Genomic DNA, 13,627 nt, shown 5'->3' with positions numbered 1-13,627 from the left:
ACCCTCAAACTAAGCAGAGCATTGGGGAATTAGACATCGCACTTAAATCACTCACCACCGCCATGCTCCAAATGTTGTGATGAATTCGATGAACATCGACCTGATGCCCCAATAGCTCATGAACAGCAAACGCAGAGTCGACCCCACAACGCCAATGAATCAGATCCGCCGCCAGGCTGCCCCGCTGCCATTTAATCGCTGCTTCTTTAATTAGCCATTGCTCAAGCACGGCATCCCGCAAAGCCGCACCCCTCAAATGGCAGAGAGCTGCCTGATCGTCAGCACAGAAATAACGACGTGCAAGCAACTCAGCAGCAATAGGACGTTCACTACGCTCCAAATCCACCCCGACCCGTTGCGGCGACCAACCCACCAGCAGTGCATCTTCACAGTGACTGAAGCTGATGTATCCCCAGCCATTTGCAAGCTCTGGAGGTTTGCCTGGAGGGGCCTGCAATGGAATCTCAAGTGCAGACACTTGCCACAGATCAGCGAGGGCATGACGTACATAGCCACGAGACTTTCTGAACTGCCTTGATCTCCGCGCAGGCAATCGCCCAGCCCATTGCTCCTCCTCCCGACTGATCGGCATCAAGGGAGCCTGCATCGGAAATAACCACAACGCCAGTACGCTTCGGCTATTGAGTTGAAGCGGCATCAATGACCCTGCAGATTGGTGATCCAGCACCAGATTTCAATCTCCCCAATCAGGACGGCACCCTCGTTCAGCTGGCATCACTAAGAGGTCAACGGGTTGTGATCTACTTCTATCCGAAGGACGACACCCCTGGGTGCACGAAGGAAGCCTGCAATTTCCGCGACCAATGGGAACGCTTCGAGGCCAATGACATCAAGGTGCTTGGTATCAGCAAAGACGCTGCTACATCCCACACCAAGTTCATCAACAAGTATCAGATTCCTTTCACCCTTCTTAGCGACACGGAACCCTGTCCAGTGGCCAGTTCCTACGAAAGCTATGGGCTCAAAAAATTCATGGGACGCGAATACATGGGCATGATGCGCCATAGCTTTGTCGTAGATCCAAAGGGCAACCTGGAACTGATTTATCTAAAGGTGAAAGCCGCAACCATGGCCGATCAAATCCTCAAAGACTTGGGGCTCGACTAATCCGATCGTGCACGTCAACCATCCCCTCCAAGACAAGATTCGGATGGTGCACAACATCAAGACCCCTCTGACTGAGTGCTTCCTTAAGAACCGAGGCATCACCTCCACATAACCAAAGAGGTAGTGCCGCCTCACGCTGAGCCTCTAGAAGAGTGCCAAGCAGTGCCTGGAGGCTGCCCCGACGCATGGCCTCTGCCGTGGCGAAAGGAAATGGTTCAGTACTAACTGAGCCAATGCCTGGATCAATAAGACCTTGGGTCCCCTGCGCCATGGCACGTAGCTGCAGACGTAAACCCGGCACCAACTGTCCACCAGCGAAATCACCAGCGGCCGTTACTCGCGTCAAGCTCAACACTGTGCCGGCATCGGCCACAAGCAAGCCTGAAGACGACATCCCGTTGGTGTGAGCTCGTCTCAGCGCACCCCAGGCCGCCAAAGCTCGATCAATGCCGAGCCATACAGGCATTCGGGTTAAGGGCACATCCCCCAACCCCAAGCGCCGGTTCGGATCCAAGACAACTCCCGCAGGGATCGGACCAACTGCAGCCCAGGCCACAAGAGGGGCCTCAAGCGTTTGAAGCTTGAGCGGACTGGGAACGCTATGGCAAAACTGCCATGCATCAGCCTGAAACGTGGCCCAATGCCAGCGACTGTTGCCAATCATCAAAAGCGATCGGCCCTGTTTTAAGTCTATGGCTTTCTTCAGATCTAGTTAAAAATATAATAACAAAATCCAAACGAACGGAGATTTTATTGCTTTACGACCAATGCCCTCAAAAAATAAGCCCTTTAATATCTATATTTCAATAATTGCATCGTTATCAAGACTTCGCTCTAACAGCGATTGACCTTTATCAATATATCTATTTACAAGATGCTAAAACTAAAATCAGGGGCAATTATTTATAGCATTCTTCTCTGTTGCTTACAATTAGCCATCCCTGCACATTCGTTCGAAATAGATTGCAGCTCATCAGTCTGGAAGAATAAAGAAGAGTGCAGAGGTAAAAACAAAAAGAATAGGGTCAAGGAAAAATATAATCCAGAATCCGGCCTAAGTGTTGTTGAATACATAAAAGATCTGGACTGGAAAAATCAAGATAGAGACAAATTGCCATGGTCTAAGATAGTGAAACTCAAGTCGAAACTAGATGGTGCATACGAGCTTGTTGTATTTGATAGAGATTTTACTGACTCCTTCAGCACAGGATCAAAAGAAGGAGTAATTACAAGATGGACAATAGATACTCTCAAGGGAATAACTTATACAGCTGGAGGTTGCGGCTTCTGGTCATGCACTTATGAGCGTAGCTACATGAATGACTTCCCTCCCTCAATAGAGCTGTTCATTAATAGTGAAAGTTTTAAACTATATGGTTCAAATGGCGAGTTCCCTATACCTCAGGCATTTATAAATCGAGTCAAAAAATCAGGAGGCAGCGCATCTGTGAACCTAAAGCTAAAGAGAAGAACTGGCTCTGCAGTAGTTCCTATAGGGGCAGGGACTGTTAGAGCCTTAAAAAGCTTATTCGATAAGACTATAAAGACTTGGGACAAGCCTTCGGTTTCAATAAGGCCCATGGACGTAAATGAGGCCAAATTGGACGTAGAAGACATTGCAAAAAACTCATTACCTTCTGTAGTTATGCTGGAGAATGACAGGAGTCAAGGAAGTGGTTTTGTTATTGATAAAAAAGGTCTAGTCCTTACCAATAGGCATGTGGTGGTAGGTCCTGATAAAAGATTCAAGGTAAGTGGACCCTCAGGATTAAAGTCAGAAGGAAAAGTTGTTTATATAGACCGAAAACTGGACTTTGCGCTCTTGCGTGTCCCTAGTACAGAGAGGATAAAGCCCTTACCACTTTGCTACTCCAGTTACCCATTCCCGGGTCAAGGTGTAGTAGCACTAGGTTCACCTCTGGGTCTTGCCGGAACAGTAACTAGAGGAATTGTTAGTGCTGTACGTCCACCAAGTGGAGACTTAGAGGGAATAACTCCAAGCTATGTGACTTTGATTCAAACTGATGCGTCTATAAGCCCCGGCAATAGCGGAGGACCTCTTCTAAATAACAAAGGCGAGGTCATTGGAGTCAACACCTGGAGCCTGCCTGGCGATGGCGGACGAGCTCAGAATATTAATTTTGCCGTATCGATAGTTGATATATTGAAAGGCCTAGAAGTCAAGCCACCATTGACAGCAGAAGGCTTGAACCAGTGCAGCAACAAGACCATCAAGAGTCAGATTTAAAGCCTATAGCAGCATTCAAGGTTCAATTAATAATTTCAAATTGTGCTGTAAATTTCCAAGGTGTCATCATTTGATTGACGCTTTCTATATAAAATAGCACCCTCAAGGGAAGCGACTCTCTTGTAATTTGTTGCCAGGAAATTGGCACTTCTCTGGCAGGCAAAAGTCTCTAAGTGGAATCAGAATAGGCTTTACCTCATGATCAGCCCAAACGCATGCAAGCTTATACCTAAGGAGGTTATTCTCTTTATTAAATGGCGGATTGGCTCCTTAAGCAGGCATCTTTAACCAAACCTTTCATCAAGCAAGATAACAGGAATTCAAAAGACAGATTTCTCTAAAGAGATTGGCATGAAATAGTTGCCTTGCTCTTGCCAATGCACCGACAACGCCTGAAAACCTCCACCTTTAGATGCCTTCGCCCAACACACCTGGGAGGTGAAGGCCGCATTCCTGCTTAAGACCTCCAAAGCGTGTCTCCCGTCCAGACGCCTCCCCCCCATCGGGAGCACTGGAATGCCAATCGCCGACCGTGGAGTAACCCTTTTCAAACAGTGGATGCTGCGGCAACTGATACTCCTGCATGTAATAGAAAACCTCCTTGGGAGTCCAGTCGAGTAAAGGCCTCAATGAAAGGCGATCACGAATCAGGTCCAAAAAAGCCATTGAGCGCCGATAGTCGGTCTGATCACTGCGCACCCCACTGGCCCAGCAATGCACATGGAGATCATCCAGAGCCTGCTCGAGGGGCTCCACCTTGCGAATACGGTGATATGTCTCCAGATCCTTCACCGAGCCTGTCTCCCAGAGCCGGCCATAAATAGCCTCCATCCGAGCGGGAGACATTGGGCTTTGAACCACCTTTAAATCCAACCCAAGCTGACGCGTGAGCTGATCGGCATAGAAATAGGTCTCAGCTGGTAGATAGCCCGTATCCACCCAGACCACAGGGACCACCGAACCACCATCAAGACCATGGAGCATGTGCAGCAGAACAGCTGATTGAATGCCGAAGCTCGTTGTCAGAACAAAGCCTTGACCAAACTGCTTCAGTGCCCACTCAAGACGGTTCTGGGCAGAAAGTTTGGCAAGGTGTATCCGAGCATCCTCCAGAGGCATCTCGAGAAGCGAGGCAACCTGCACACTCGGAGATTGGCCTGCCGCAGTAGACGTGGCAGTGGTCAACCTATTAATGGAGCCATCAGTCATCTCCCCATTCTCCAATGTCGCCGTCCACAACAGAGTGTTTAAGGTTCGAGAATCATCCCAGGCTCGTCGCGCATGATCCCCAACCCATCAAACGCCAATGCCGTGGTGGTTGTGGGAGGCGGATTTGCAGGGCTAACGACCGCGCTCGCTCTCAGCCACTGCCAACCTCGCCCCCCCATCGTGCTGATTGAACCGCGCCAGCGGTTCGTCTTTCTCCCCTTGCTTTACGAACTCTTGAGTGGAGAGCTTCAGGCTTGGGAAGTCGCACCTCCTTATCACTCTCTACTCAGTCAACGCGGTATTGCCCTTCTCGAAGACCGGGTTGAAAGCATCGACACCAAAGCAAAAACGGTCACCACCAGCTCAGGGCTCAAGCTCAACTACGCACAACTGGTACTCAGCACTGGCTCAGCTCCAACAGATTTCGACATTCCAGGGGTCCGTAAACACGCCCTGATGTTTCACCGTCTAAACGACGTTGAAGTGCTGCGACAACGAATTAAAGAACTTCAATTACGTAGAAATCCTCGTCAGGACCTTGTGATTGTTGGGGCGGGACCAACTGGCGTGGAACTGGCATGCAAGCTTGCAGATCTCCTTGACGGTGCTGCTGAACTCCACCTCATTGAGCTTGGCGAAAGGGTTCTGCCCAGTGCGAAAGCCTTCAACCAAGAACAAGCCGAGCGAGCACTCAACGAACGTGGTGTTCACGTTCATTTGCGCACGCAAGTTCGATCAATCTCGACAGACCAGGTTGAACTCCTAAGCAAACAAAAGGAACCTGCCATAAGTTCAGCAATAACGCACAGTGGTCTTGTTTGGACAGCCGGCACAAGACCAGTCATACCAGCACTCAGCCCCGACTTTGTCCTTACCGAAGCAAGACTGCCTATCGATTCGTGCCTACAAGTGATCGGACTCAGTGATGTGCTTGGCCTTGGCGATGCCACTTACAACAAAGACCACTCCTGGCCATCCACAGCCCAGGTCGCACTTCAACAAGGGGAGATCGCGGCTCGAAACGTGATGGCACTACGAGCAAGCAGTCCTCTCCAGCCTTTTGAATTTAAGGATTTTGGCGAAATGCTCAGCCTGGGAGTAGGAGAAGCCTCCCTCACCGGCATGGGTTTCACACTTGCAGGTCCTCTGGCTTTCCAAATTCGCCGGGGTGCCTATCTAACAAAACTACCTGGATTGTCTCTAGGCCTGCGCTCAGGCGGAGCCTGGCTGCTCGGACATTGAAACAAGCCCACCTAGCTGGCCGCACCAAGGGACTACGCCCTTCACAACAAAGACAATTAGAACGCCTCAGCCACCGCCGGCATCCCGAAAGGGAAGGCGCCGATCAGCTAACCCTGGAACGGCTAGCTGAACAGGTAATTGAGCTATGCCAACCACTCCATTTAGTGCTGGATAGCCGTGGATTGTGCCGCCTTCTTTGGGTCGGTCCTCTCGATGGATCCAGCCAACTTCTCGCCCATCTTCCTGAATCACCCCGTCGCAAAACCGCTGGATGGCGCTTAATCAGCTGCTCTCTAACGCTTCAGCGAAACAACCTCAGACCAGAACAACATGATGCAATCGTGGCACTCGATCTAGCACCGAACTCCTGGCTACGTTTTGCTCCCACAGCAGATCGAGGAGGTCGCAGGATTGCTGCCCTCTGGCAACCAGATCCAAAGGAGATCTCGGGATGGAGCTTGATCGAAGCCAACGGACTAAGCGAGCTCTGCCAGCACAGCCAAGGATCAACCGCCAAGCCAGAAGTCAACCCCGTACCGTCAAAGGACAGTAGGGAACGGGTCCTACTACTGACCCTTACGGGACCAGAGCAAAGCCGCAGCGAACGCGACCTTGCTGAGCTCGAGGGGTTGGTGCGCAGTGCAGGGGGGCATCCTGTGTCAGTTGTGCGACAAAAGCAGGGGGCTCCTAACCCTCAAACCCTCTGGGGCAAGGGGAAACTACAAGAGACTGCCTTGGAAGTTCGGCGACATAGCGCTTCTCTAGTGATCACAGACCGTGAGCTCAGTCCTGTTCAAGTCAGGAATCTGGAGCGATATCTCGACTGCCCTGTCATGGATCGCAGTGAATTAATCCTAGACATCTTTGCCCAGCGCGCCTCTAGTGCAGCAGGCCGCCTTCAAGTGGAACTCGCCCAACTTCGCTATCGCATGCCAAGGCTGATGGGGCGAGGTCGCAGCCTATCCCGTCAGGGAGGTGGCATCGGCACACGCGGGCCCGGCGAGACCCAACTCGAGAAAGACCGGCGTGCGATTACACGACGCATCGAGCACTTGTTACGTGAGGTACGGCAACTGCAAAACCATCGCGCCCGTCTCCGCAACCGCAGGGAAGGTCTGCCAAGGGTTGCACTCGTGGGTTATACCAATGCGGGGAAATCATCCCTACTCAATGCTCTCTGCAGTCGAAACGAGCACAGCAAAGTGCTGGCAGAGAACAAACTGTTTGCAACCTTGGATCCAACCACCCGAAGATTCTTGATTCCTCAGACAGGTGGAAAACCCCTTGAGCTTCTTATCACAGACACTGTGGGCTTCATCCGTGAACTGCCAGCGCCATTAGTGGAAGCCTTTCGGGCCACTCTGGAGGAAACTCTTGAAGCCGATCTCCTCCTAGTGGTTGTGGACTTGTCAGACACAGACTGGCAAGCCCAACTTGACACAGTGCATCAGTTGCTTAATTCCCTTGGCGCAGAATCAATCCGGCAGGTGATAGCCAATCAAATTGATCGTTGTGATAGCAGTGCACTTGAGACAATCCGCAGCATCGACCCGAAGGTGATTTATCTCTCCGCGGCCTCAGGTGCTGGGCTGCAAGGACTCAAACACTGGCTGAAGGATCAATTCTGGGGTCACAAAGCAGAATCGGCCCCTCTGCATTCTGTAAATACTTAACTATGGCTGTGCTGAGCACCGCTATTCAAAACCCCCAAGCCCTCATCACCCTGGCGGTGTTGTTGCTGGCGGTGGTGCTCTTCATCAGCGGTGCCCTTGCACCTGAACTCACTGGCCTGCTCAGCATGGCACTGCTTATGGCCACAGGGGTCCTAACTCCCCAACAAGCCCTGGCTGGATTTGGCAGGCCTGCCCTTATTACGTTAATGGGCCTGTTCGCCGTCTCTGCAGCCTTATTCCGCAGTGGTGCCCTGGATCGCGTGCGCGAACTGATCGCATCCGAGCGCATTCGCAGCCCACGCCGGTTGATTGCCTTGTTGGGCCTAGTGGTCGCTCCCATTTCAAGTGTCCTCCCAAACACACCCGTCGTCGCCTCGTTGCTACCTGTCATCGAAGCCTGGTGTCATCGACGCCGGATCTCTCCATCTAAGGTCCTGCTACCACTATCTTTCGCAGCGCTCTTCGGCAGCACACTCACACTGCTGGGGAGTTCAGTGAATTTGCTGGTCAGTGACATCAGCGAGCAACTGGGCAATGGATCTCTAGAACTGTTCAGCTTCACAGCCATCGGCGTGCCGATCTGGCTCGCCGGAACCACCTATCTCATGCTTGCCCCTCAGGCCCTGTTGCCAGACCGTGGCAGCAACAGCGATGAACTAGGAGACAACAAAGACCAGACCGGTTACTTCACAGAGGTCACCATCCCTCAGAACTCGCAACTGGTAGGACAATCCCTGCACAACAGTCGTTTACAACGTCGTTTTGATGTAGACGTGCTGGAACTGCAAAGAGGTCGAGAACGACTCCTGCCGCCCCTGGCTGATCGCAGACTTGAACCTGGCGACCGACTTCTCCTCAGGGTCACCCGCGCAGACCTACTACGTCTCCAGCAAGAACACAACGTACAGCTAGCAACAAGAGAGTCGATCGCTCCGTCATCACTTTCCCCATCTGACCTGGGCGAAGGGCAAAGAACTGTGGAAGTCCTCCTACCGGCAGGCTCAACTTTGGCTGGTGCAAGTCTGCGTGAACTGCGATTTCGACAACGCCACAACGCCACAGTTCTTGCTCTCAGGCGTGGTCAGCAAACAGTGCAAGAGCGTCTTGGACAAGCGGTACTACGCGAAGGCGATGTCTTACTGCTGCAAGCCCCACTGGACTCGATTCGTGGCCTGCAAGCCAGCAATGATTTGCTGGTCCTTGATCAGCTGGAAAACGACCTGCCCACAGTGCGCCGCAAACCACTGACCATCGCCATTGCTTTGGCCATGCTGATCATGCCGACAGTGACTGCCCTGCCACTGGTGGCAGCAGTCCTACTTGCTGCAGTCGCGATGGTGGCAGGAGGATGCCTTCGTCCAGGGGAACTTCAGCGATCAATTCGTCTCGATGTGATTCTGCTGCTGGGGTCGCTCTCCAGCTTCAGCGTGGCAATGCAGAAAACCGGCCTGGCAGATGCTCTGGCAAGCAGCTTTGAAACCTTGCTGAATGACTGGTCCAACTACATAGCCTTACTAGTCATCTTTCTGGTCACCACGCTCCTCACCCAGGTGATGAGCCCAGCCGCATCCGTTGCACTACTTGTCCCAGTGGCCATCCAACTCGCACCTGGACTAGACCTTGTACCCAATGCACTGGTCTTCACCGTGCTATTTGGTGCAAGCCAGTCTTTTCTCACACCAATGGGGCATCAGACAAACCTGATGGTGTTCGGTCCTGGACGTTATCGATTTCTGGATGTAACCCGTTACGGAGCTGGCCTAACGGCCCTGATGACCGTGATGATTCCTGGGCTGATCCTTTGGCATTTCGGCGGATCTTGAATACAGCAGAACTGTGCCAGCATTTGCAGAATCTGTTTCTATCCGTCTGGGGAGAATCCTCAGGACAACCTTTGACTCTCGTCGCGATAAAGCGGTAACCCATCGGTGCCATTTCCTAAAGCCGTCCATCGCACTCAGGATTTGTACCGTCGCCTAACGGTTCCTCAATTCACTGTGGTCACAGGTTTGCTGGTGATCATCGCTGGGACTCTGATTCTCGCCACTCCGGTCTGCTCCAACGCCAAGGTGGGATTGTGGGAAGCACTGTTCACGGCGACCTCAGCAGTGACCGTGACTGGACTTTGCATTATTGATATCGGCCAAGATCTAACCAACGTCGGCCAGGGGGTTCTTGCAGCGATGATCCTTGCCGGTGGACTTGGGCTGATGGCTATCACCACCTTCTTACAAGGTTTTGTGGTTCGCGGAACTGAACTGAGATGCAGGCTTGATCGAGGCAAAACCCTCGATGAATTCGGGGTTGGCGGCGTAGGCACGACTTTTCGCGGCATTGCCCTCACCGCAACAGTGCTGATCCTGATTGGCGCGATCGTGCTCTACATCTTTGGCTTCAATGACATCACCAACCATGGAGAGCGACTGTGGGCTGCACTTTTTCACAGCATCTCGGCCTACAACAACGCCGGCTTCGGCCTCTGGTCTGACAGCCTGGAGCACTACCGCAGCAATGCGGTAGTCAATAGCGTGATCATCGTCCTGATCGTTCTTGGTGGACTGGGATGGAGAGTCACCAGTGATCTCTGGAGCAATCGCAAACAGCTACAACGCCGCAACCTCAGCCTGCATACCCGTCTGGTCATTCGCACATCCCTGATCCTGATCCTGATCGGAACCGTGGGGCTAGTGATCACTGAATCACTAAGCCAAGACCACTTCCTCTCAAGTATCGGTTGGTCTGAGCGACTGATGAGCTCGCTATTCGGCTCTATCAGTGCCAGAACCGCTGGATTTACCACCGTGAACCTCTCTCTCGAGAGCATTTCCGATTCAGGGCTACTTCTGCTAATGGCGCTGATGTTCATTGGAGCTAGTCCCGGCGGTACTGGCGGTGGCATCAAAACCACCACCCTGGCCGCCTTAATGGCCGCCACCCGTTCAACCCTGCGTGGTCAGGACGATGTCGTCATCCGTAATCGTCAAATTTCCGACAAGGTGGTCTTGAAAGCCGTCGGCATCACAGTGGCATCCCTGCTTTTCGTGCTTGTGATGGCCTTATTGCTGGGTATGTCCAGCAGCCTGAATGGAGAGCAAGCCTTCACCTTTCTAGAGATGTTATTCACATGCATTTCAGCCTTTGCCACTGTGGGGTTCGATGTTGGCGTCACCCAGAATTTGAGTCATTTCGGACAACTCGTGCTGATCGTCGGCATGTTTGTCGGACGACTCGGCATCCTTCTGCTACTCAGCGCAATCTGGGAAGCCGTCAACAAAGATCGGCTCCACCGTCAAAATCGCATCGGCTATCCGCGAGAAGATCTTTATGTCTGAACTTTGGTTTACTGAGAAAACACAATGAAAGAGTGGTGGAACTGGTCACCCCAACAAGGCACCCCTCAGCTTGGCTTTGCGGTAGTGGGAGTAGGGCGCTTCGGGAGCGCCGTCTGTCGTGAACTCATGCAAAACGGTGCAGACGTGCTGGCGGTTGACCGTTCAGAACGATCTATCGAAGAGCTGCGACAACTGGAGCCGTCGATCGAAGCAAGAGTTGTGGACTGCACTGACGAGGAATCGATGCGAGAAGCAGGTGTGCTCGAAATGGGCACCGTTGTCGTGGGCATCAGCGAACCGATCGAAGCAAGCATCACAACCACGCTGATCGCCAAGGACAGTGAAGGCAGCAAAGTGCAACAGGTGATTGCCCGAGCCACCAGTGACCTTCACGAAAAGATGTTGAAGCGGGTTGGCGCTGATCGAGTGGTGTTCCCCTCGAGGATGCAGGGGGAGCGGCTAGGTCTTGAATTAGTACGGCCCAACCTGATGGAACGATTGGAACTTGATGACCAAACCTGCATCGAAGAAATCAAGGTTCCCGATCTGTTTGTTGGACATTCCCTACGAGACCTCAACCTACGCAAGAACTACCTGGTAAACGTTCTGGCAGCTGGCCCAACCAAGGGACTGCACGTCAACCCTCCCGCAACGTATGTGCTCGAAAAAGAGCATGTGCTTGTCGTCATGGGATTGGTTGACGACCTCAAGAAACTTCCCAAAACCTAACTTCAATGCGCGTACTGGGGCTGATGAGCGGCACCAGTGCTGATGGTGTTGATGCAGTACTCGCTGAGTTCAGTGGTTCACCATCTGAACCCAAATGGTCGCTACTGAATCTTGTCTGCACCCCCTATCCAGCGGATCTTCGCCAAACAGTTGTCAACGCAGGACAAGGCATCAGGCTCAATAGCCGTGAATGGCTCGAGCTATCTGAGTCCATCACCGAGGTTCATGCTCAAGCAGCTCTAGCCTGTGACCCCAGCGCACAAGCTGAGCTCGTGGGTTCTCACGGTCAGACTGTGTGGCATCGTCCTCCTCAAAAGAATCATCGCGGCGCCAGCTGGCAAATCCTGCAAGCGCCTCTACTGGCTGAACTGCTCAAGCGCCCTGTTGTTCATGACTTCCGAGCCGCAGACCTGGCACTAGGAGGCCAGGGAGCACCTTTGGTACCTATGGCTGATGCCGCACTGCTAGGTCGAGTAGGGGGCTGGCGTGGGGTGCTCAATCTTGGAGGGATTGCCAATCTCACCCTGATTCCTCCCCGCAGCGGTCCGGATCGCCTTGCTTCAGTTATGGGCTGGGATTGCGGCCCAGCCAACAGCCTGATAGATCTTGCTGTTGAACAGATCAGCAAAGGCAAGCTTGCCTTTGATCATGATGGAAGCATCGCTGCCAGTGGGCATCCGCATACGAACACGATCGAACGCTGGCTGAAGGAAGCCTTCTTCCAACTCCCTCCTCCCAAATCAACAGGCCGGGAGCAATTTGGGCTTGCCGATCTAGAGCAGCGCCTAAAGGAACTCCCCAAGCTGTCGAGGGCCAATCGTGTCGCCACATTGACCGCTTTCAGCGCAGCCGTAGTGGCACAGGATCTGGACAATCTGCGCATTAGAAATCTGGTTCGCCCCCTGGAACTCATTGTTGCTGGTGGAGGAAGCCGAAATCCTGTGCTGATGAACGAACTAAGACAACGCTGCCGTGGCATGCGAGTCCTCAATAGCGATGAGCTTGGCCTCAGCGCTGAAGCCAGAGAAGGTCTTGCCTTTGCATTACTGGCCTGGTGGCATTGCCTCCAGCACCCAGGCAACGCTCCTGCCATAACAGGGGCCAGGCGTGCGGCAGTTCTTGGTGTGAGAGCTGATCCAGCCTGATTCGCCAAGCAGTTCATTGAAGAACCACGAAGACCGCCAAGCTCAAGAGGGACGATAGAGACGGAGACGGCGCGGAGCGCCTCTTAAACGCCTGGGCTGTTGAGCTTCAAGAGCCGATCGAAAGCCTTCTGTACTCGCTAGCGATGGGGCTGAAACGACCGAACTCTGCTCCTGCTCGTAACGCTGAATACCCTGCTGAATAAGCACTTTGGCCATATTGCTAACGGTGCGGGACTCAAGCTCGGCAAGAGCTGTGAGGCGCACACAAAGCTCTTCAGGCAACACAACCTGGACTCTCGGAGACTTGGGCTTCCCACTGGATGAAGTTTGACGGGTAGCCACGACCCTAAAAAAGTAAGTCCTACTTACAAGTGTACAGAGGTGTGCAAGGATAGTATCCAGCACTATGCTGAGACCACAGTTCGGAATGGTCTATTCCGATGGCCCAGTTCAACAATTTCATGGTCCGTCGAAATACCCAATGCTTTTTCAGCCCTAAAACTCAAGTACCCCCCTCATTCGACTCACAGCCAGACACCAGGATTGCCCCATGGACCAACCCACACTTCCAACGTCAACTCGCTTCAATCCACCTCAACAGGCCAACAGCCCTGGCCAATCCAACAGCCCTGTCAAGCCAAACAGCCGTATCAAATCAAGCAAGGGTCGGCGTTTAAGCCGAAGCCAAGAAAATAGCGATGTGCTGGTATCAGCTGTAATCAGCAGCTATCTGCTCACACATCTCCATCAAGTCTTGCAAAGGGCGGAATACGGCGCCGCTCAGGACGGACGCGAATCCCAGGCCAAAAATTTCGCCCAACTGCGCAAAGTCCTCTGCATGGATGCCCGCAGCATGAAAGACGCATCAGCAACAGGCATGACAGAAGTTGATGTGGAGCAAGCAGCATGAACCAAGAATCA

The 13,627-nt window shown here is 52.7% G+C and carries 13 protein-coding genes; 9 read left to right on the top strand and 4 right to left on the bottom strand.

Annotation, left to right across the window (positions count from 1 at the left end; genetic code table 11):
- Positions 1 to 4 precede the first annotated feature (4 nt).
- Complete coding sequence (locus tag SIB74_RS00170; protein ID WP_063395280.1) at positions 5 to 658, bottom strand: 4'-phosphopantetheinyl transferase family protein; 654 nt, start codon at positions 656 to 658, stop codon at positions 5 to 7.
- Positions 659 to 660: 2 nt separating this feature from the next.
- Between SIB74_RS00170 and bcp the strand changes: the two genes are divergently transcribed.
- Positions 661 to 1,128, top strand: a complete 468-nt coding sequence (gene bcp, locus SIB74_RS00165; protein WP_063395281.1) for a thioredoxin-dependent thiol peroxidase — start codon at positions 661 to 663, stop codon at positions 1,126 to 1,128.
- Here bcp and SIB74_RS00160 read toward each other — a convergent pair.
- Positions 1,106 to 1,792 (bottom strand): type III pantothenate kinase, encoded by a 687-nt coding sequence (locus SIB74_RS00160; RefSeq protein ID WP_156486055.1) that lies wholly within the window; start codon positions 1,790 to 1,792, stop codon positions 1,106 to 1,108. The genes bcp and SIB74_RS00160 overlap by 23 nt on opposite strands.
- Positions 1,793 to 2,002: 210 nt before the next feature.
- Here SIB74_RS00160 and SIB74_RS00155 point away from each other — a divergent pair, with 210 nt between their 5' ends.
- Positions 2,003 to 3,376 carry a S1C family serine protease gene (locus tag SIB74_RS00155; protein WP_082818446.1) on the top strand — a complete coding sequence of 458 codons (1,374 nt, stop codon included), beginning with the start codon at positions 2,003 to 2,005 and terminating at the stop codon, positions 3,374 to 3,376.
- 408 nt (positions 3,377 to 3,784) lie between these two features.
- On the opposite strand, the gene SIB74_RS00150 is transcribed toward SIB74_RS00155, so the two are convergent.
- The gene (locus tag SIB74_RS00150; protein WP_063395283.1) at positions 3,785 to 4,585 is read right to left on the bottom strand and encodes a phosphoadenylyl-sulfate reductase; all 801 of its coding nucleotides are present in this window, start codon (positions 4,583 to 4,585) and stop codon (positions 3,785 to 3,787) included.
- A gap of 72 nt (positions 4,586 to 4,657) precedes the next feature.
- On the opposite strand from SIB74_RS00150, the gene SIB74_RS00145 reads away from it, so the two are divergent.
- The 6 genes from SIB74_RS00145 to SIB74_RS00120 all read left to right on the top strand — a co-directional run bounded on the left by SIB74_RS00145 (position 4,658) and on the right by SIB74_RS00120 (position 12,706).
- The gene (locus tag SIB74_RS00145; protein ID WP_063395284.1) at positions 4,658 to 5,827 is read left to right on the top strand and encodes an NAD(P)/FAD-dependent oxidoreductase; all 1,170 of its coding nucleotides are present in this window, start codon (positions 4,658 to 4,660) and stop codon (positions 5,825 to 5,827) included.
- On the top strand, positions 5,824 to 7,500 hold the full coding sequence (gene hflX / locus SIB74_RS00140) for a GTPase HflX (RefSeq protein WP_063395285.1): 1,677 nt from the start codon (positions 5,824 to 5,826) through the stop codon (positions 7,498 to 7,500). The genes SIB74_RS00145 and hflX overlap by 4 nt, the downstream gene beginning before the upstream one ends.
- 2 nt (positions 7,501 to 7,502) lie before the next feature.
- The gene (locus SIB74_RS00135; protein ID WP_063395286.1) at positions 7,503 to 9,323 is read left to right on the top strand and encodes an SLC13 family permease; all 1,821 of its coding nucleotides are present in this window, start codon (positions 7,503 to 7,505) and stop codon (positions 9,321 to 9,323) included.
- 105 nt (positions 9,324 to 9,428) lie between these two features.
- On the top strand, positions 9,429 to 10,832 hold the full coding sequence (locus SIB74_RS00130) for a TrkH family potassium uptake protein (protein ID WP_063395287.1): 1,404 nt from the start codon (positions 9,429 to 9,431) through the stop codon (positions 10,830 to 10,832).
- A gap of 24 nt (positions 10,833 to 10,856) precedes the next feature.
- Entirely contained in the window at positions 10,857 to 11,561 is a 705-nt protein-coding gene (locus tag SIB74_RS00125; protein ID WP_011824937.1) for a potassium channel family protein, read from the top strand.
- Positions 11,562 to 11,566: 5 nt separating this feature from the next.
- Positions 11,567 to 12,706: an anhydro-N-acetylmuramic acid kinase gene (locus SIB74_RS00120; protein ID WP_063395288.1), complete on the top strand. Its 1,140-nt coding sequence runs from the start codon at positions 11,567 to 11,569 to the stop codon at positions 12,704 to 12,706.
- A 42-nt stretch (positions 12,707 to 12,748) separates the two neighbouring features.
- Here SIB74_RS00120 and SIB74_RS00115 read toward each other — a convergent pair whose 3' ends face one another.
- Entirely contained in the window at positions 12,749 to 13,048 is a 300-nt protein-coding gene (locus SIB74_RS00115) for a ribbon-helix-helix domain-containing protein (RefSeq protein WP_011130998.1), read from the bottom strand.
- A gap of 208 nt (positions 13,049 to 13,256) precedes the next feature.
- On the opposite strand from SIB74_RS00115, the gene SIB74_RS00110 reads away from it, so the two are divergent.
- Positions 13,257 to 13,616, top strand: coding sequence for a hypothetical protein (locus tag SIB74_RS00110; protein WP_063395289.1), 360 nt, complete (start codon positions 13,257 to 13,259; stop codon positions 13,614 to 13,616).
- Positions 13,617 to 13,627 lie beyond the last annotated feature (11 nt).

Origin of the sequence: Prochlorococcus sp. MIT 1306, from assembly GCF_047304515.1 — a bacterium.
GTDB classification, from domain to species: Bacteria; Cyanobacteriota; Cyanobacteriia; order PCC-6307; family Cyanobiaceae; genus Prochlorococcus; species Prochlorococcus marinus_D.
Note: the sequence above shows the minus strand (reverse complement) of the source record. Positions and strands in the feature narration are given on the sequence as shown.

Coding starts and splice junctions, on each gene's coding strand:
- SIB74_RS00170 (WP_063395280.1), bottom strand. CDS start 658: ATGCCGCTTCAACTCAATAGCCGAAGCGTACTGGCGTTGTGGTTATTT.
- bcp (WP_063395281.1), top strand. CDS start 661: ATGACCCTGCAGATTGGTGATCCAGCACCAGATTTCAATCTCCCCAAT.
- SIB74_RS00160 (WP_156486055.1), bottom strand. CDS start 1,792: ATGATTGGCAACAGTCGCTGGCATTGGGCCACGTTTCAGGCTGATGCA.
- SIB74_RS00155 (WP_082818446.1), top strand. CDS start 2,003: ATGCTAAAACTAAAATCAGGGGCAATTATTTATAGCATTCTTCTCTGT.
- SIB74_RS00150 (WP_063395283.1), bottom strand. CDS start 4,585: ATGACTGATGGCTCCATTAATAGGTTGACCACTGCCACGTCTACTGCG.
- SIB74_RS00145 (WP_063395284.1), top strand. CDS start 4,658: ATGATCCCCAACCCATCAAACGCCAATGCCGTGGTGGTTGTGGGAGGC.
- SIB74_RS00135 (WP_063395286.1), top strand. CDS start 7,503: ATGGCTGTGCTGAGCACCGCTATTCAAAACCCCCAAGCCCTCATCACC.
- SIB74_RS00125 (WP_011824937.1), top strand. CDS start 10,857: ATGAAAGAGTGGTGGAACTGGTCACCCCAACAAGGCACCCCTCAGCTT.
- SIB74_RS00120 (WP_063395288.1), top strand. CDS start 11,567: ATGCGCGTACTGGGGCTGATGAGCGGCACCAGTGCTGATGGTGTTGAT.
- SIB74_RS00110 (WP_063395289.1), top strand. CDS start 13,257: ATGGACCAACCCACACTTCCAACGTCAACTCGCTTCAATCCACCTCAA.